General features: G+C 38.5%; 10 protein-coding genes. 1 reads left to right on the plus strand and 9 read right to left on the minus strand.

Annotated elements, in window-relative coordinates; genetic code table 11:
* Positions 1 to 69 precede the first annotated feature (69 nt).
* The 6 genes from H4J70_RS03915 to H4J70_RS03940 form a co-directional block, all read right to left on the minus strand.
* Entirely contained in the window at positions 70 to 3,675 is a 3,606-nt protein-coding gene (locus H4J70_RS03915; protein ID WP_182250656.1) for a response regulator, read from the minus strand.
* A gap of 348 nt (positions 3,676 to 4,023) precedes the next feature.
* Positions 4,024 to 4,602, minus strand: a complete 579-nt coding sequence (locus tag H4J70_RS03920) for a DNA-J related domain-containing protein (protein ID WP_182250657.1) — start codon at positions 4,600 to 4,602, stop codon at positions 4,024 to 4,026.
* Between the two features lie 413 nt (positions 4,603 to 5,015).
* Positions 5,016 to 5,963 (minus strand): class I SAM-dependent methyltransferase, encoded by a 948-nt coding sequence (locus H4J70_RS03925; protein WP_182214897.1) that lies wholly within the window; start codon positions 5,961 to 5,963, stop codon positions 5,016 to 5,018.
* 242 nt (positions 5,964 to 6,205) lie between these two features.
* Positions 6,206 to 7,663: a glycoside hydrolase family 16 protein gene (locus tag H4J70_RS03930; RefSeq protein WP_259367991.1), complete on the minus strand. Its 1,458-nt coding sequence runs from the start codon at positions 7,661 to 7,663 to the stop codon at positions 6,206 to 6,208.
* A 68-nt stretch (positions 7,664 to 7,731) separates the two neighbouring features.
* On the minus strand, positions 7,732 to 10,983 hold the full coding sequence (locus tag H4J70_RS20860) for a di-heme oxidoredictase family protein (RefSeq protein WP_182250658.1): 3,252 nt from the start codon (positions 10,981 to 10,983) through the stop codon (positions 7,732 to 7,734).
* Between the two features lie 467 nt (positions 10,984 to 11,450).
* Positions 11,451 to 12,959 (minus strand): MFS transporter, encoded by a 1,509-nt coding sequence (locus tag H4J70_RS03940; RefSeq protein ID WP_182221612.1) that lies wholly within the window; start codon positions 12,957 to 12,959, stop codon positions 11,451 to 11,453.
* A gap of 536 nt (positions 12,960 to 13,495) precedes the next feature.
* Between H4J70_RS03940 and H4J70_RS03945 the strand changes: the two genes are divergently transcribed.
* On the plus strand, positions 13,496 to 15,322 hold the full coding sequence (locus H4J70_RS03945) for a glycoside hydrolase family 3 protein (RefSeq protein ID WP_182250659.1): 1,827 nt from the start codon (positions 13,496 to 13,498) through the stop codon (positions 15,320 to 15,322).
* A 67-nt stretch (positions 15,323 to 15,389) separates the two neighbouring features.
* Here H4J70_RS03945 and H4J70_RS03950 read toward each other — a convergent pair whose 3' ends face one another.
* The 3 genes from H4J70_RS03950 to mgtE all read right to left on the minus strand — a co-directional run bounded on the left by H4J70_RS03950 (position 15,390) and on the right by mgtE (position 19,852).
* Positions 15,390 to 17,129, minus strand: a complete 1,740-nt coding sequence (locus H4J70_RS03950; protein WP_182214890.1) for a nitrilase-related carbon-nitrogen hydrolase — start codon at positions 17,127 to 17,129, stop codon at positions 15,390 to 15,392.
* 176 nt (positions 17,130 to 17,305) lie between these two features.
* Positions 17,306 to 18,148, minus strand: a complete 843-nt coding sequence (locus H4J70_RS03955; RefSeq protein ID WP_157470793.1) for a phospholipase A — start codon at positions 18,146 to 18,148, stop codon at positions 17,306 to 17,308.
* A gap of 348 nt (positions 18,149 to 18,496) precedes the next feature.
* The gene (gene mgtE / locus H4J70_RS03960; RefSeq protein ID WP_182214888.1) at positions 18,497 to 19,852 is read right to left on the minus strand and encodes a magnesium transporter; all 1,356 of its coding nucleotides are present in this window, start codon (positions 19,850 to 19,852) and stop codon (positions 18,497 to 18,499) included.
* Positions 19,853 to 20,155: the final 303 nt, after the last annotated feature.

A 20,155-nucleotide genomic window follows, 5' to 3' on the forward strand; every position in this document is an offset into this window, starting at 1 on the left:
ATTAATTTTGACTTTGATAAATATAAACTAACCTTTCTTGTTATTTTTAACTACTTGCATAACGAACGCTTAATATTCGGGTAGCCAGCGTTTCAATGCCTCTTGTAGCTTGTTAGGGTTCACAGGTTTAGCAATAAAGTCGTCCATTCCTACGGCTAAGCATTTCTCTCGGTCACCTTGCATTGAATTGGCAGTCATGGCGATTATCGGAATATTGCTATTAAGTACCTTAGATTGAGGAAGACGAATTTTTTTAGTCGCTTCATAGCCATCCATTACCGGCATTTGACAATCCATAAAGACTAAATCAAAAGGTAAGTTTTGTAACGAATTTAGTGCTTCTTCACCGTTAGCCGCTATGTCGACTTGCACACCAAATTTTCTCAACAAACCTTGTGCAACTCTTTGATTGATAGCATTGTCTTCTACAACAAGAACCCTTGCTTTGAACTGCGGAAGTGCACGAGCGCTAAACGCCGTGATCAAAGGTTGCTGTTGGGAATTAACGCCAGCAATGGTCATTAAGGTATTGTAGAGAATCGACTGATCAACAGGTTTGTTTAGATATCCGTTAAAGCCAGCCGCTTTTAATCTTTCGACATCGCCACGTTGCCCTTGTGAGGTCAACATTAATAAACGAGTCGTTGAAAAAATATCGCTATCGGCTTTAATCTTAGTTGCTAGTTGAAGCCCATCCATTTCAGGCATTTGCATATCCAAAATAGCAATATGGTAAGGAGTTCCTTGTATTCTAGCTTGGGTCAGTTTTTCTAATGCCTTATCTCCACTATCTACTAGGGTATGCTCCACTTGCCACTTGGTCAGTAATAAACCTAACAAAGTCCGGTTAGTTAAATTATCATCAACCACCAGTATCTTTTGATTCTGTAAATTGTCATAAATTTTCTTGGGTCGCATGTTATCAGCATTAGCAATATTTATACTAAACCAAAATGTAGAGCCTTCTCCGTCAACACTTTTCAGGCCGATCTCGCCGCCCATCAATTCAACTAATTGTTTACTTATAGATAGCCCCAATCCGGTGCCACCATATTTACGGGTCGTTGAACCATCGGCCTGGCTAAAACGTTCGAATAGCTTGTTTTGATCCGCTAACGTTAGACCAATGCCTGTATCAGATATCTCAAAGAGTAATTTAGTGTGCTGCTTAGTCTGCTCTTGTACTTTGCAATGGACTGAAACCTCGCCTTGCTCTGTAAACTTTATCGCATTACCGATAAGATTATTGAGTATTTGACGAATACGCCCAGAGTCTGCAATAAATGACTGAGCGGGTAAAATATTAGCCGGACAAATTAGCTCTAAACCCTTGTTATGCGCTTGAAAAGCGAGACTGGTAGCAAGGTCATGGAGCAATACTTCTAAATCAAATTCAAGTGGTTCAAGCGCTAACATTCCTGCTTCAACTTTTGAATAATCAAGAATATCGTTAATAATACTCAGTAATGACTCGGCACTATTTTTTACTGTTTTCGCAAAATTGTGTTGTTCTGGATTAAGAGCCGTATCAAGTAAGAGGTTAGTCATGCCAATAACGCCATTCATCGGTGTGCGGATTTCATGACTCATGTTAGCTAAAAAAGCGGTTTTTGATTCATTAGCAACATCAGCTTGTTTTTTGGCTTCAGCTAAGCGAATAATCGTCTCTTTTTGATGGCTAATATCAGTACTGATATAAGTATAACCACTGAGTAATTTATTTTTATCGTAAAGTGGTACAATCGTAGTGTCTACCCAATAGCATTGTCCCTCTTTAGCTTTAATACGCACCTCATCATGCCAATATTTCCCCTTAGAAATCGCCGCAAAAATCTTATGCCAATAATTTTTTGACTGGTTATTAGCATTGAGAATACTATGACTTTTACCGATGAGTTCATTACGATTGTAACCAGTAATGGCGCAAAACTTATCATTGGCGTAGCTAATAATACCGTTAATATCGATTACAAGGACCAACGAATGTTCGTCCATCGCTTTTTTTTGTGCAGCCAAATCTTGTTGGGCGGTAATGCGTTTTTCTTCATTGATCACTCGTGCATCAATTTCTATTTTGAGTTTTTTATTCATGCGAAAAAACACTAAAATAATAAAAATGAGCAATGAGGCTATCGGTAATGCCCAGACGAGAATAGTTGATAATTCAGTACCCGATTGAACGTGTACCGATAACCAATTATTTGCAATAGCAGAACGTTTTTTTTCATTCATCGCAGCAAAGGTTTTATTTAAAATCGGAATAAGGGGTTCAAGCCCTTTTCTTACCGCCATCGATATTTCAAGTGTATATGGGGTAAAGGAGGTAATAATTAGATCATTAATTTTATTTTTGTTTATTTCATAATTAATCGCAGCAATAGAATCAACAAAGGCATCAATTTCACCCAACTGTAATTTTTTAAGTCCGTCTTCAACCGATAAAACATCTACAATTTTAATACTGGGGTGATCTCGACTAATCAATTCATTATAAACATAGCCTTTAATTAGGCCTAACTTCCTGCCTTGTAATGACGATAAACTTTCAGCATAGAAAGCGTTTTTCTTGCTAACAATGACGAGAGAAATTTCAAAGTAGGGTTCAGTAAAATTTATATATTCAGCTCTTTCTTTTGTATAAAAAATTGAAGACATGACATCAATATTGCCAAGTTTAAATTCCTCTAGCGCTTCCCCCCAACTCTTACCTACTGTTGGTGTTAAATTTATTTGTAGTTGTTGTTTTGCATGCAACATGTAATCTGCTGATATTCCGCTATGTTCACCCAATTCATCATTAAATTCAAAAGGAGGAAATGCAGAGTCAGTCCCCAAACTAAAAGAATTATTTTCTGACAGCCATTTTTTTTCGTTATCCGTTAAACTAGCAACAGATGATGATTTTTGAAAAAATGGTTTTAAGGTGGGGAGCCACTGTTTTTCTAATTCAATAATGTTATTAACGGGCATGTTTTCAATACCAGCATTAATTTTAGCTAATAATTCAGGTTGACCTTTTGCTATCACCCCAAAGACATTATTAGAAACAATAATCTCTTCAGAAATAGTGAATACTCCACTTAAGCCTTTTTTCGCTATTTGTGCAAAGGCATTAGGTAACTCAGCAACAACAGCCTGAACCTCATTATCTAACAACTTCTCGAGAGCATCATCAAAGTTTTTATACGTTGATTGTTCAAAGCTAGCAAAATTTTCCTTAAGGTAGGACTCTTGAAAGCTAAAATATTGACTGGTTATTTTAATATCACTTAATTCTCTTAGCTTAGATTTTTTGTCAATTGAGCGATTATAAATGATACCGGTTTGTACATTATGGATAGGTAAGGAAAAATCAGCCCACTGTTGTCGTTGCTGATTCTTAAAGAGCCCAACATGTAAGGTATTCTTTTGTTTGAGCAACGCTATACTTTCTTCAAAGGGTAATAGAACAAAGCGAATAGGAATATTGTTAGTTTTAGACCAGAGCTGCCAAAACTCAACATAAAGCCCACTAGGATTACCATTGGGAAGCTTAAAACTAAAGGGCAAGTTATCTTCAGTGCCAACAACAGTAATAACACCTAACGGCTCATTACCCAGCTCTTGTGAAACTGATTGAAAACTATGAATAAATGCAAAAGTTAATAGCAGGTAAAAGGTAATTCTTAATTTCATATTATTAATTTTTATTCTTCATAGTCGTTAGTATAAGTTAAGTATTTTCTTGAATATCTTACCGGGAAATTAATAATTCTCAGTCAATAGCATTACCCGTAATATATCCATAATAGAGTCGTGTGTTGAGAACACATTTCATTAACTGATGATTAGAAAGCTTATCGTTATACAAGCGCATTCTATCAACAAAACTTAGCACTAAGTCGCTTTAAAATCAATCAGCACTAACATCCCTCTCCGTCTAAAATGTGCGCTTTGGCTATCCAACTACAGATATTAAAAACTATTTTTGCAATTCAACACATATCAGTTTATTCACGTCGTTTAATATCACCAACCGTAAAATTAGTCTTTGCGATGATAGCGCCAACTTAATACCTCATAAGCTTGACGAATTTCGATAAAATCCGCCACGCAGCCACCTTTATCGGGATGGGTAATGGCAATTTTCTTCTGATAGGCCCGACGTATCCCAAACCAATCAATATTTTTATCTACCCCTAACGTCGTCAGAGCAGCAGCAACCTTATCTACTGCGCGGTATCTTTGCCAAAAATGGGAAAAGAGTAACTCCACTTCTGCAAGGGTAATGTTATTTAAGTTAGACCAGTTTAAATAGTAATGGGCTAGATCAGCATCGCGCATAGCCAAGGTACCTTTTGCGGCAGCATGATTTGGCACTAAACAGATTTCTAATGGAAAAATAGTCAGTAAAAAACCCTCGTCTTTAATATCTCGTTGAATTTGATAAAGCGCATTCATAACAAAAAAATTCTTTTGAAATATGGCAATTTGAGGGTCAACATCCTTTTTTATCAGTAGCAAAAAATCCTGTTGGCAAAGGTTGACTAAATCAATTATGGAACAAGCACTGTTTTGTTTTTTTAAATATCCCAGTATGTTAATAATCAAAGGATTGGTCATAGGTTCATTCCTTGTTGATTTAATACTTTTAAGCCAGTAGATAAATTAAAAGCTAACGTTAAACGGTTGTCTTCTGATGACAAGTTACCTTAACGGCTACGCGATCACTCGCGGGTAAGTTTAGTAACACACCTGCAATTGAAGACATAAACTATTTTCATCTCTTTTCAAGAAAATAAGTAATAGCTCACATGTAACTTCAAAAAATAATAACTAAAATTAATGATAGGCGCGTTAGACTGATTTGTTGATATTATGGATACTATTTATCTACTAGACAGCAAGAATCCACAAAATTTTCTGTATACCTTGTTCACCAAAGGTCTGCAATTTATTATTGTGCAGCAGTAAAGTATTAAACAAGTCATTGCCTCTCACATATCAGGAGTAATGACTTGTTAGTATTATCTATCTTAAATTTTTTCGAATACAGTCACTCTTAACTTGCGGTCAACATTATCATCGGGAAAATCACACTCACTGGTAAAGCGTTCTGACATTTTCAAACTATGGCCAGATGATTCAATAATCTCGGCATCTGACTCATCCCACGTTGCATCATAACGATGAAATAAACAAATCAACCAACCGCCCTGACTTAAAAGCTTTGAACACATACTCACCAATTTAGAAAAATCTTGCCCTTTAGGCTGATGCTCTGCATAAGGTGATTTATAAACGGTTGGCGGTGGATCTAAAATAATGCCTTCGAACTGCTGACCACTTTTTATTGCCTTAGGTAAATGCTTATAGATATCACCCTTTATAAAACTGCGAGTGCCAAAGTCCATAGCATTTTTTTCGTAGCTTTTTTCAATACGCGGTAATAACGCTTTCGATCTGTCCAGGTGAATTGCGGCCTTCGCGTTCCCTTTTAAAGCCGCTATACCCAAACTGCCCGTGAATGAAAATAAATTCAATACACGACGGCCTTCACTATTATTAGCTAACCACTTACGAACGGGACGTGCATCCAGATATAAACCACAATTATGCATCGTATCGGCAAGCAAACTATAATAGACCCCGTATTCTTTGGTAAATTCTGGCGCATCAGCAATATCGCCATGAAGCGAGAACATTCTATTCTTCAAGCGTAACCCGAGAGTTTGATCACCTTTTGCCATAATAAGCGTGAAGGGAAAACATTGTAATAGTGCATCTTTGATTACATCAAGGTCCTCACGAATATCGTCTTTAAATTCGACCAAGGCCATAGTGCCAAATTTTTCAATAACTACACCCGGCGCTCCTTCGGTGTAACCATGGAAAACACGCCAAGAATCAAATTCATCTGATTCATTTAAGACTTTTCTATCATTCCATGCTTTTTCGATGAGATCTTGCCACTTTATAGTCAAATCTATGTCCTGCCCTTAGGTATATTTCTAGTGTGGATTGTCTATATTCGTTAGATAATAAGTTAACAAAGAACACACTATCGCTTAAAACTTGTCAGCACGAGTTACTTTGAAAGCAGAACATCAAATAAATAAAATAATATAATGCTGCATCAGCAACTTATTCAATCAATATTATAACTAACCACTGCCGGTGTTAATACTGATATCCTAATAAATCAACCTTGTTATTAAAAGTTCTCCTAATTGAACATATTTTGTTTAAGATACTTCTGCCTAAATACTATCAACATCAGCAGCAGTAAATAACTGAATAAACCACCACTACTTTTCCCCCTCTCATCATCATCGCCAGCGTCAAGCGGCATGTTGTTAACGCTAAATTTAATAGTGTTGCTGACTGAAAGTCTTGGGTTACCGTTGTCAGTTACGGTCAAGTCTACTTGATATGAATTCCCGCCGGCCATAGAAGAGGGATCAAAACTAACAAGACCACCGTCGATAATAGGTGATGGAATAGTACCGGATATAAGCCAAACATAAGAAAGGATATCGTCAGCATTTTCATCGGTGGCGTTAGCAGATATTGTGACTAAACCTCCGCTAATATCAACTGATGACACAGCCACATTATTCTGTGTTATCGACAAAGAAACTTCAGGAGATATATTAACCATCTCTTCGAAACAGCCCTTTTCATCAACACTTTCTCCTGATGGAGTATTTGGACACTGATCAAGGTTGTTCTCTATGCCGTCGTTATCATCATCAGCATAAACAGCGGGCGTATTTTCATTACAGCGCTGGGCATTATTTTGATTGGTAGCAGTACAATGCGCCAAATAATCCACTTCCATGGTGACTTTACGCAGACTTGGGTCTATCGCCCCACCTAGATTTCCCCCCATAGCAACGTTGAGTAAAACAAACATCGGTTCTTTATATTGTGGACAATTCGATACATTATGCGAAGTAACTAAGGTATCATCCATATAAAATGATATGTTGTTTTCATCCCATTCAATGGCGTAATCATGCCAATCGAGTACATCATTAGCGCCATTTGGATAAGCGAATCTCACTTCATTACCGCAAGAGCCGCCGCCGGTATTAAAAAAGTTAGTTATATAAGTACTCGGGCTATTGGCAAACCATTCCCAGACATCAATCTCGCCAGCACCTGGGTTGGGCCAGTTAACAAAGTCATCATCATTTTTACGGGGGCTTTCAGCAATACGATTCTCTAACATCCAAAACGCCGGCCAAGAACCCCTTTCAAGGTTATGAAAACGAATTCTTGACTCTATTCTGCCATAGAGAAACTCACGTTTATCTTTACCGTTAATTCGACCGGAGGTCCAATCTCTAGATTGATTATTCAAGCCTGCACAATTAGTTTGCTGCTTTCTGGCGATTATTTTTAAGGTGCCATTAGAAACATCAAAGTTCTTATCAATGGAACTATCATCATCGGTATAACATTGAACTTCATTATTAAAGTTGGCATCGACTTGGGCCGTCCAATTTTGCCAATTAACACTGTCCCCTGAAAAAGTATCTATATAGTTAACTTCCCAACCTGCCATAGTAGGTGTCGTTATTAACAAACTCAGCAAACTCATTAAAAACAGTCGACTTTTAAAGCTGATATTCTTTAGCATTGAATTAACATTGCACTGATAAACTGAATATTGGTTCATTATTATTCTCTTTTTTCTTAAAAGAACTTATTAAATCAATCGATAATCAATTTAATAAGCTGCCGATTTTATAGTGATTTTAAAAAGGCTATTAATGAAGCTTCGTCAGCATCAGAAAGTGCTTCATACTTAACTTTAGAAGCTTCTGATTCCCCACCATGCCAGAGAATTGCTTCATCAATCGTTCTCGCCCGTCCGTCATGCAAATAACTATGCTCGGGCGTACAAACTTCATTACCTTGGCCGCCAACTGGGTTTTCTACACCTCCAGTAACGCAAGCCGACAAACCTATGCCCCATAGCGGTGTTGTTCGCCATTCAGCCCCTGTAGCGTTGCCCTCACCTAAGTTGTCAGCAAGACCTTCACCCATATCATGTAACAGTAAGTCGGTATAAGGATGAATAGTTTGATCTCTTAGTTCTGTAAACGGATGATAAATACTGGTTTGCAGTGTTGCGGTATGACAATCCACACAACCAATACTTGAGAATAACGCTTGTCCTTGTTGTACCTGAGGATCATCAAGGCCACGTTGCGCTCGTACACCCAACAATGCGATGTATTTCACTAAATTGTTCAAGTGCTGGTCGCTTATTTCAGATTGGTCATGACCACATTCATTTCTTTCTTGTTGAGCAGAACCACAATCTGGTGATGGTAGTACAGAGGTCATCACCCCCATATCAGTATTAAACGCTGCCGCAACTTGATGCTTTATGCTTGATGTAGCGGCTTTCCAACCAAAACGTCCAAGGCGAATATCTTGGGTTTCGGGATCGATAGCACTTTGCGCTTTACCTGAAATACCAAAGGGAGCAAATTCATCATTGACATCAGCCATCGCTAAAATAGTTTCTTCAGGAATTGCTTCTAATAATCCTAGGCCAACGAGTTGAGGTGCAATGCGTGCTGAGAATTTTTCTGGCGTACCCGTTGAAAACTTATAATTAGGTGAACGTAAACCATTCACCTCAGTCCATGATTCAATAGCTACCGTTCCTTCACTTTGTACGCTTCCCGTATTCGATGGCTGTAAAACATCGCCACGCTGGGCATCGGGTTCACCATCAGCATCAGCAATTTTAAAGACCCATTTGTCTAATGCCTCGCCAATTGGTGCCGGAGCTGCCCTACCATTACGTTCATGACAACTTGCGCAACTATGATTAACAAAATGTGTACCTGACTTACCTACCATTTCTGAAAAAACACCATTGGCTGGGTCTTCATCATGTTTACCATCAACAAAAGAGGTATGATGAATACGTCTTCCTAAAACGAACGCTTGCCCATTTAAACTTGATAAATTAGTCGCCATTTGCATGAAGTGGTCATTAGGTTCATTAGTATATTGATAAGGTAATGTGGTATCACCGCCTAACCAACCTTGTTTAGCGATAGGATGTGAATTTTCACGCTCTGATGATTTATCATCAAAATCTCCGACTGTTTTCCAAGGAGCCATGCCACCTTTACCTACTTGGTAAAGGTAAGTTGTGCCGTAATAATTTGACCGCCCCTCAGGAACGCCCAATAAAAACTGACTAACTTCAATTTCCATATGTTGGCCAATACTGAGGGTTTCTGTGCTGCCATTAAGTCCGCGAAACTCATTAATGGTTACTGAATATTTATATTGATCGCCACTAGTACTTGTTTGCACAAGGTCGTCGTCGTAACTACCGTGACCGACCGTCACAACGTTAGGCTCATAATTACCATGGTATTCAGCAACAGTATTCATTCCTGAATACCATGCTCTAAATTCTAACGCCTCAAGCTGCCATTGTGTTACCCATTCAATTAAAATAGATGAGCCGCCTTTAGCCACATAATCGGTGAATTTATAACGTGCTGTTCTATGAGTCCAATAATGAGAAAGGTAATGGTCGTATTGCTGAAATTGATCTTCTTTAGCATGACGATCACGTCCTCTGTCAGCAAATTTGGTGACCACAGCATCATTAGTTTCATAAATTAAAGCATGTTCTTGTGCCGTGCTAGAGGTATAAAGTGGCACGATATCACCAAAAAGTCCGTATTCTTGAAGGTTCCAACCCGCTATAGCCGCACCTTCAATAGTTCCTTTTTCGGTGTCACCTTTATAAAAGTATAACGGTTTACCCTGATAGGCAGCTTGTGTTGTGCCATCATTTCGATTAATGATTGATAAATTTGGCACACCAGAAGCGACACCATCAGTCACTAGAAGCGGAGGCCAATTAACCGCACAACCATCGTTGCAATTACTGCCGTCAGATCCAATGTCATTATCAAAGGTATATAAGCTAAAACTTGGCTTTTGGCTGTCTTCACCACCAACAAGAATATCGTTGTTAAACGCCACTTCAATTAACTGTTCTACGGCTTCACAGCCGAGAAAATCCACAAAGGTCCCGATAGGTGTATCTGGACAATTATCCAGATTATTAAATACGCCATCACCATCTGAGTCAGCGCACCCCACCTCATTAATTTCTGCATTTTCAAGCGTATCAGGGCACAAATCTAGATCGTTACTAATACCATCTAAATCATCATCAATAACCGCTGTTATTTGCAGCCAATTAATATTGAATGAACCTGCGTTTATCGCTAATCGTAAGGTAAAATTACCGCTCGTCGTTAAAAACGAATTAACCACCTGGGTTTCAAAGGTTTGCCATCCCCCCGTGCTAGCAACATTGTCACTACCAATTGTATTGCCATTTATCGACAGCGTATAATTACCACCGCCTGAATCTGAAGCCACACGGCTGCTAATGGTATAAGTCCCAGCACTTAAGGTTACCGGGTATTCTAGCCATTCTGTTGCTTGGGTATAACCAATATTGTAACCGCCGCCTACATCAGTGGTAACTTCGATATCTACAGCGTCATTACGGTAACTTGCTCCGCCTTCATTGCTCGCTGTGGTATCAAAATAGCTGATGTAATCTTCTGCTTGAACAAGCACATCAACAACCTCTTCAATGACCGCACAGCCAGAGCTGTCTACCCTTGTATTGTCTGGAGTTTCAGGACAAGTATCATCTGCATCTTTAACACCATCATTATCACTGTCCGTATCGACACTAACAATAATGATGTCGCAACCACTCGCATCTACAGTGGTATTGGCTAATGTATTAGGACACGAATCGACTTGGTCGAATACTCCGTCGTTATCAGTATCTGCATTGATAGTCTCTTTTTCTGTTGGAGTTGACCCACCTCCACAACTTATTAGCGTACTGAGTAATAACAATGAAAGCATTTTTTTTGAAAAAACACTTAAAGCTCCTGTTAGTGCACTAAGATTTAATGTTAATTTGCTCATTATTTTATTATTCTTCTATTAAAATATTCAATTAAGTCAATGATTAACCGGCTTAATGAATAATTTGGTTTATAACGTTCCCAAAAGATAAACAGTACTGCTGCACTTATATCAATAAGCGCTAACTCTGCATTTTTGAATTATCTTACTGTCGAGCATCCTATAAATAGCCATGTTCAGACTTGAATATTTTTAGCACAATTATTGGTCAAACAGCATCGAAATACGGTCAAAGGGGGGGTAGGAAAAGTTGAAATGGATAAGGGATATAAACAAGTACTCATGATAAGCTTTTGTTATCACCCATACAAAAAAAATCATTTTAATTTATTTAAAACAATAACTTAAAAAAATTGACTTTATTTTATTTCGTATTTATTTTAACTAAAAAAATAAAGATCTCACAAAAATAAAGCGGGTTGTATATCTACATGGTTAACTATGTAGATATACAATTTATAAGTGCCTTAGACAGGCGTAACACCGTCAGTATTTTCATCTAAGGCATTCACTTCAGCCGCCATTTTTCCTCGACGTGCCTCAAGTTTACTCCGGGTATCATGAGCCATTTTCTCAGTAATAGGGTAAGTAGCGACCATCCAAATAGCAACCACTGAACAAAGTACAGGCACAAGTACATCAGCTAAGCGCATATAAAACAGCGTATCAGCAGATTGAGCTCCAGCTAACGCAACATCAAAACCTGTTGCATGAAGTAAAAATCCACCAGCTGCCATCGCCGCAGCCAAGCCTAATTTAACAACCCACCAATAAATTGAGCCAAACATACCTTCACGTCGTTCACCGGTTTCTAATTCATCAAGATCACAGACATCAGCAACCATAGATCCCATTAAGGTGAACAAGCCGCCTAAACCAAAAGAGAAAAATATAGGTGGAATAATCACTAGCATTGGATTATCCGGTGTAAAACAAATCCATTTAAGTGCATAACCAAAGATAGAAATGGCAATGGTAATGAAAAAAGCATTTCGCTTCCCTAACCAGCTTGATAACTTAGTGACAATAAAAATAGCACAAGACGTTGAAATAAATGACACCGTACCCGCCCAACCAACATATTCAGCACCTAATGCTTGATCGCCGCCAAAAACATAATAAATAATCACGTAACTTTGGAAAGCTGAAACCATCATAAAGCCGTTGAACACTAAAAAGGTTGCGCCACATAAACTAAGGAAAGGCTTAAATTTAAGTGTAATTAAAAAGCCTTTAAAGAAATCAGTAACGGCATAACTCAAGCTTCTTGGTTTTATTGGTGGTGCATTCGGGTCAATAATCGTTTTTGAAGTTGCTATGGGTGTAAAGCGTTCAGTAAGAAATATTGCTGGTAAAATACCAACAATAATAGTAAATAGCCCAATAATGACGGCTAACCAACTGGCACCTTCAATCATATCGCTAAACAGCGATTCATTTTGCATAAACAGTAAGAACCAAGGTGCAAATAACCACGCAAATTGGCCCATAAAATTCTGCACAGCCATGATACTGGTACGTTCATGATAATCTGGCGTTAATTCATAACCTAATGCGACCCATGGTGTTGCAAAAATAGTGTAGGCTAGATAAAAAATGATAGAACCAATTAAAAAGAACCAAAAGTAAAATTCTTCACTCTGGCCTCTCGGTAATTGCCATAACAAGGCAAAAGTAATACCTGCGACAATAGCCCCCCAGAATATATAGGGTCTGCGTCGACCCCATTTTGATCTTGTGTGATCGGAAATATAGCCCATTAGCGGATCGGTAAAGGCATCGACCAAACGAGGCAATGCGCCTAACAAACCGACTAAAGCTGGATTCATACCTAAACCCAAGTTAAGCACTATGGTCATAGTACCAATTGCCGCACCTAATAAGTTATTTACGAAAGCGCCAAAGCCATAGATAATTTTTCTTAGCGTGGAAATTTTATCTTCAGTCGCGGTTTGATAATGTTCTTGCGTACTCATAAAGCGCTATTCCGTTAAAATGATTATTGAATGAAACTTTAGCCTAATTAAAATTTAGTGAAAGGTTTCAATTATAAATGTCATTTGACACTATATAATTGTAAATCTTAAACAATATAAAAACGATGAGTCGGTCATTATGGGGCGATGAAATGGTCACAATGAGCTTTTTGAATTTATATAATTTTTTCTACTAGCTCAAAAGTCCAATAAAAGTATTTACTGAAAAATTGATAAAATCCCAATAACCTCGAAATAAGTCCACCCTACCGTATTTTAGTTGTATCCATTTACATTCGTAATAGTCTGTCAAAGTAAACTAATTTATAAATAATAAGGCTAAGGTTAATTAACCGTTTAAATTTATATTTTTAATTTCATTTGAGAGATGTAATACCTATAAATATTTGTCAGCAACTAAGCAATGCTAAGGATGTAGATAGAGCGTTTTACGTGCCTGCTTAGCTCACTCAAATGACATTAAAATAAAATTGGCAAAATGAAGAAATTAAATAATGTCAGGATAACTCAATACTATGCAGCCACTACTTAGTCAGCCGTCAATAAAGGAACAAGTTGATGAGCTAATGTCAAAAATGACATTAGCACAAAAAATTGGACAAATGACCCAAGCTGAACGACTGAGCTGTACGCCCGATGATGTCAGAAAGTACCATTTAGGTTCGGTATTGAGTGGCGCAGGTTCATTGCCCGAAAATAATGATCTTAACAGTTGGCTAAAAACAACCGATAGCTATTGGCAAGCATCAATGGTGAGTGACGAAAATCATTTAGCAATCCCCTTACTCTATGGTGTTGATGCCATACACGGTCACAATAATCTTAAGGGAGCAACAATTTTCCCACACAATATCGGTTTAGGTGCTGCCGCCGATGCTGATTTAATAGCACGTATTGCACAAGTAACACGAAAAGAGGTATTAGCGAGTGGCGTCGATTGGGTCTTTGCACCCAACCTAGCTGTTGCACAAAATATTCAATGGGGTCGCAGCTATGAAAGCTACGCTCAAACCCCAGAATTAATTAATCAATACGCAAGTGAAATTATCAACGGTCTTCATGGAAAGCTTGCTGGTGAAGGCGTTATCGCTTGTGTCAAACATTGGGTTGGCGATGGAGCTACAACGCATGGTATTGACCAAGGTGATGCTAATATTTCTTGGCAAGAACTCAACAATACCCATATTAGCCCCTACATAAGCGCTTTAAAAGCGGGGGCAATGACAGTTATGGCGTCATTTAATAGTTGGAATGGCAACAAGTGCCATGGCCATAAGTATCTGCTCACGGATGTACTAAAACAACAATTGAATTTTTCTGGTTTCATTGTTTCTGACATGAATGGTATTGATTACCTCTGTGATGATTTTTATCTCGCGGTTGCTCAAGGCGTTAATGCTGGCATCGATATGTTTATGCTCCCCGAAAACTGGCAGCAATTTATTCACCATCTTCATAACCATGTTGAATTAGGAACTGTGCCTATATCAAGAATTAATGACGCCGTCCGCCGGATATTGTCAGTAAAGTTTGCCAGCGGATTATTTAATTCGCCTCGTCCCAGTGAAAGGATTTGGGCAAATAATGTTAGTTTTGGTGCTAGTGCGCATAGGAATATTGCACGAGAAGCGGTCAGAAAGTCACTTGTGCTGTTAAAAAACAAGAAAAACACACTGCCTTTAAAAAAGCAGGCTCGAATTTTAGTTACGGGTAAGAATGCTGATAATATCGGTCATCAGTGCGGAGGGTTTACCATTGATTGGCAAGGTGTATCAGGAAACGATCAATTTGAAGGAGCCACTTCTGTCTGGCAAGGTATTTCAGCGGTTGCGCCCAATGCGGTATTAAGGCGTGATAGTGATGTTTCAGCAATATCGGCAAAAGATCATGATATCGCTGTGGTGGTGATCGGTGAGTACCCTTATGCAGAAGGCCATGGTGATATCAGAGATTGTGAAAACCTTATAATAGAGGCAGGATCACAAATAAACGGTCAAGTAAATATTTCAGCGCCCTATGGCAACTCACTAGCATTAAAACAGTTACACCCAGAAGACTATCTATTGATAAAAGATATTAGTGATAAGGGCATACCCCTGGTTGTTATTTTGATCTCAGGGAGAACATTAATCATTAATGACGAATTAGATAAGTCAGCAGCATTCATTGCTGCTTGGCTTCCTGGCTCGGAAGGCCAAGGTGTTAGTGACATGCTCTTTGGCGAGTTTAACTTTCAGGGAAAGCTGTCTTTTTCTTGGCCCAAAAAAACCTCAGCAGAAAAGAAGAAAAATAACACCAAACCACTCTTCCCCATCGGTTATGGTTTACGTTACAAAAAATAAAATAATGATATTCACTGGCAATAAATCCTACGATGATAGTGCATTCACACTTAGTGAGCACCCACCATCACTTAGAGCAACTGGCAATAGGATGGACTAATGCTTTGGTAATTTTTCCCTGTTGGTGTTTAACCAATGGTTGATTAATATAGCCAGTAAATTTAGCTGACATGCGTTCAGATATTAAGGTAGCGCCTGAGCTTAAATTGGCAATAAACCCCGTGGACTTTTGTAGTTTTTGTTTCTTTTTATTGGCATTTTTATTGGCGTTATCACTATGTGAATCGACCGATAAGCAGCCCGCAGCGAAGCTCTGTTCACGACTCGCGGCAAGAATACAAATTCTATTTTCTGCGGCACGCGATAACAAGCAATATTCAACCTCACCTGGCTCTTGAATTTCAAAAGGCACCAGTAATAAGTGAACTTGATTCAACGCCGCTACGTTAACTATTTCAGGTATGGTTGCATCATCAGCTGTTAGCATAACAAGCTTGATATTACCTTGCTCTAACGGTAATTCTACAAGAGTTAACGCATCTCCAAGTGGTGTCCACTGGTATCGTTGGCAAAAGTGTAATTGCTGCTGTTTTGCCAATAAACCCTGTTCGCTTATTAACACCGCCTGATGTGCGCCATCAATCACTAAACTAGTACACACATATTGAAAAGGTCTCAGTACTGAGCTGATTTGTATAATGAGTTGTTTACTCAAAGAGGCTATATCGGCGAGTTGCTCAGCATTATTCGTTATGGTTTTATCTGCAATAAAAAATAACTCAGGCAATTGAATAATATCACTGAGGTTGTTTTCAATGTAAAAACAAACATCTTCAATGGCTTGTTCATTAGACTTATAGGTTGCAAATATTGCGACATTCGCCGTTTCGGGAACCTTGTCATTATTCATATGCTTAGCCACCTTTTTTATCGGTAATGTTAGCGCTTGATAAAGTTCAGGGCGTCGTTGCATAAAGACATCGCTGCCATCAGGTCGGCATTTGTTATTGGGTGCTATCGCAGAGTTTTCTAAATCAAGATCAGCAAACACAAAACCTGCTTCATTATGGTTCATTTTAGCGAGTACTTTACCCTCAGGAGAAACTATTTGGCTTTGGCCTGCGCCACTTAGAGATCCCGTTGCTGACAATCGACCAATTTTATTTGCTGTGGCCAAAAATACTTTATTTTCACACGCTCGAGCTGGGTCATGTAAGTGACTTTGATCGTAGGAAAATGTGCTTATTGAATTACAGAATAATTGCCCACCTTGCAAAGCTAATTCACGAGAGGTGTTAAAGGTCATCGTGTCATTACCCATTAACAGTCCAATTTTTGCTAGCGGCGTTAAAGTTAACGTAGACGCCTGACTTGCATTAATAAAAAAATCATTTTCATGACCTTCTAATTTTTGTTTATCGACTTGGTCAAGGCGTTGCCCAAACGGCGAAAATAAACAAGTGGTTATACTAACACCTGCTTTAATCGCATCCTTTTTTTGTTCAGGTGACCAGCTACTTGCAGCATATCGCCTTAAAGTAACGTTTATGACGATGTAGCAGTGATGCTTTTTGGCTTGTTCTGCAATAGCCAGTAAAAAAGGACCGTCAATGTCTAAAGCTTGATGCCAAGCCTGACTACGGTCCTTGTACCCTGGTTCGGTATGGCAAAAAAGTGTATTACAAAATTGAGGTAACACTATGAGTGCTGGCTGACAGACGGCCGCCTCATTTATCATACCCAGGCAGGTTACTTGATTTTCTTGAACATCCAAAGTGGTGGCAAATTGAGAAACGGCGACTCGCATGATATTTTTTCCGGATAATGGGCTGGTGCAGTGATGCAAGCTTAAAGTCATAACTTTAAGAGAGGGGATATTATACTATTAAACATTGCAGCCCAAACTTTCGACAAACTTAAGGGTGGGCTAACAATTAACGGTTTAGCAAGAGTAGGCAATTACACTTGATGGCGTTGCATTACTTATAAAAATTTCATTTGCATACCCAAACTAATGCGTTGTTGATGACGGTCATAGTCGATAAGTGAATCACCATAACCATTAAAGTACTGTATCAAGAAGTCATAACCTTCAGTCAATGAATAAGAAAGATTTAGTTCGACACTACCTTTATTATCACTCAATTTAAGATTATTTCGCACCGCAGTGAAAAGGTTGAATTTGCCTAGCTGAGTACCAACACCAAATTCCATATGCCCAAGATAGTCTGTAATATCTGGATTGTCATCACCAATCACAGAAAGTGGTGTTTCTTTTTCATCTTCAGCTAGTCGATGCCAAGCTTTTATATAATAAAAAGCACTTTCGTCACTAAACACTAACGAAGCAAAAACTCGGTTCCAACTGCGCGATGAAAGACCACTTTGACCATTGGATTGATGATTGATGCCAAACTGAACTTGATTAAACTCAAAGCCTAATATGCTGTGATTCTGTTGCCAACTGTAAAATAATTCAGGTTCGTAATTTGTTTCTCGAAAAGGTTTAGATGCCTCACTGTTGTACAATTGCCAATACGATACTGCGGTAAAACCAAAGTACAGACCTGAAGCATCAGTCGTTGGTAAATATATAGGAAACTTGATGCTAATTTGATATTTAGCCTCTACATTATCAACATTATCATTAGTTAACTCTTCAACCGTGCGGGTACCTGGTTTACTAATATAGGAGACTGGCAGTAGGTAATTTAATCTATGTTGCGAAATAGCAAAGGGGTTAGCGGTTGTTTTCAAAAGCGCTTGTTCTCTTTTCTCTAGAATAGATTTTTCTTTTTTTGTGGCGACACTTACTTCTTCAGCCATTAATAACTGAGGTAAAAAAAGCAGGATTAAGCATAAGGTTTTAGTTATAACTGTTGGTATATGGACGTTGTTCAAGTGTTATTTCTCATAAAAATTTAGTATAGGATCGACTTATCAATCAATGTTTAAAGGCATTGTGATAGTCGCTCAGTTTATTTTTCGTCATTCACTGTTTTGTTATTAAGTACTTAAACAGGGGTTGATTAAGTACATTGTTAACTAGAGTTAATAATAGCGATAATAACAGGTAAATCCAATTGGGTCAGTCAAACTTATTTGTAAAAGTAGTTTACATAAGCACCAGGGTGCGGCTTATTGGCCTTCTGCTGATGATTAAAACAAGGCTAATTAAATCAAAATATAAGTCGCAGTCCCTAAAAAGATTAAAAAACCAACCGCATCGGTTATGGTTGTTAAAATAACACCGCCCGCAATGGCTGGGTCTACACCCAGTTTTTTCAATATTATAGGAATAAGCGCACCTGAAAGCGTACCGGTAAGGCTCACAACAAAAAGAGCCAGCGCAAAAACGCCCCCTAACTGCCAATCGTCATACCATAAAATTGTAATTAAAAAGACCACTGCAGCCCATAATATGCCATTAATAAAAGAGACTTTTAATTCATGAATGGTCAGCGAAACAATATTGGCACTACTGACTAAATCGCGCGCAATACCACGAGTAACGACAGTTAACGTTTGGCTACCTGTAACGCCTCCCATGCTTGCCACTACGGGCATGAGTACCGCGAGCGCGACAAGTTGTTCTATTGATGCTTCAAAAAAGCCAATGACCCAAGCGGCCACAAAGGCGGTGATTAAATTGGTGCCTAGCCAAATAGCTCGATTAAAAGAAATATGAGAAACAGGGGCAAACATATCGAGCTCTTCATTAAGGCCGGCGGAGGCCAATAAACGCTGCTCTGAATTATGTTTTAGCACATCGATAACATCATCAACCGTTATTCGACCCAACAAAAAATTATTTTCATCTACAACTGGCGCAGAGATTAAATCATGGTCTTCGAAAATTTGTGCAACCTGAATGGCCGATTGTAACGAATCAATCAAGGGCACATCGTTTTTCATTACATCGCCAACCGACAAGCTATTATCCATTGAAACCAAGTCACTAAGATATAAGGTTCCTTGTACCTTGTTATTTCTGTCAACAACAACCAGTTGGTCAAGTTGTTCGGGCAACATACCTTCTTTTTTTCTTAACTTACACAAATACCGATAGACGGCTTTAAGACTAACATCCTTTCTGACCGCCGTAGCGTCAACATCCATCATACCGCCGGCTGTATTATCAGGAAAAGAGGCCACTGTTTGGTAACGCTCTTTTCGCTGACTATCCATGGCCTCAACCATAGCGCTTACTACTGGTAATGGTAAATCAGCATCAATGTCGGCTAACTCATCCATTTGAAGCGTCGATAAACATTTAAGTAAATCAGCTTCACTGGTTTTTTTAATCAAAAATTGGCGCAGTTCGCGGTGCACTGAGAGTAAGACTTCACCCTTGTAATTAACCGGGATCAAACTCCAAAAATCATCGCGATATTTATTGGGTAGTGATTCGAGTAATCGGCCCAATTTAGCCGGATGATATTTCTCTATTGAAATCAACAGCTCACGATCGTCTTCTTGCTCTAATGAATGCGTTAATTGGCTAACAAGTTTGGTAAAAGTATTGCTCATAGGATCCACTTATAGTGATTAATTCAATATTTACTGGAAAAGGCGTGCTTAGCAAGTTGCTTGAGCGTAATTTAGTCGCAATCACCACTGACATCAAGGCTTATTAATAGGTCAAGCTATTGCTTGAAAAGCCCGGCTAAATTTATGTAAATAAAACACTTACTTTAGGCGCTTAACAATAAGTCATCGCTAAAAGCGCGAGCCAGTCACTAGATATTAAAATAACGAGGATAAAAATAATTTTAACAATATGCATATAATAATGTAGACAAAGCAGTGCATTGGCCTTATAAAAACATTAAA

The sequence above is a fragment of the Colwellia sp. BRX8-9 genome, assembly GCF_014077245.1.
Lineage (GTDB): Bacteria > Pseudomonadota > Gammaproteobacteria > Enterobacterales > Alteromonadaceae > Colwellia_A.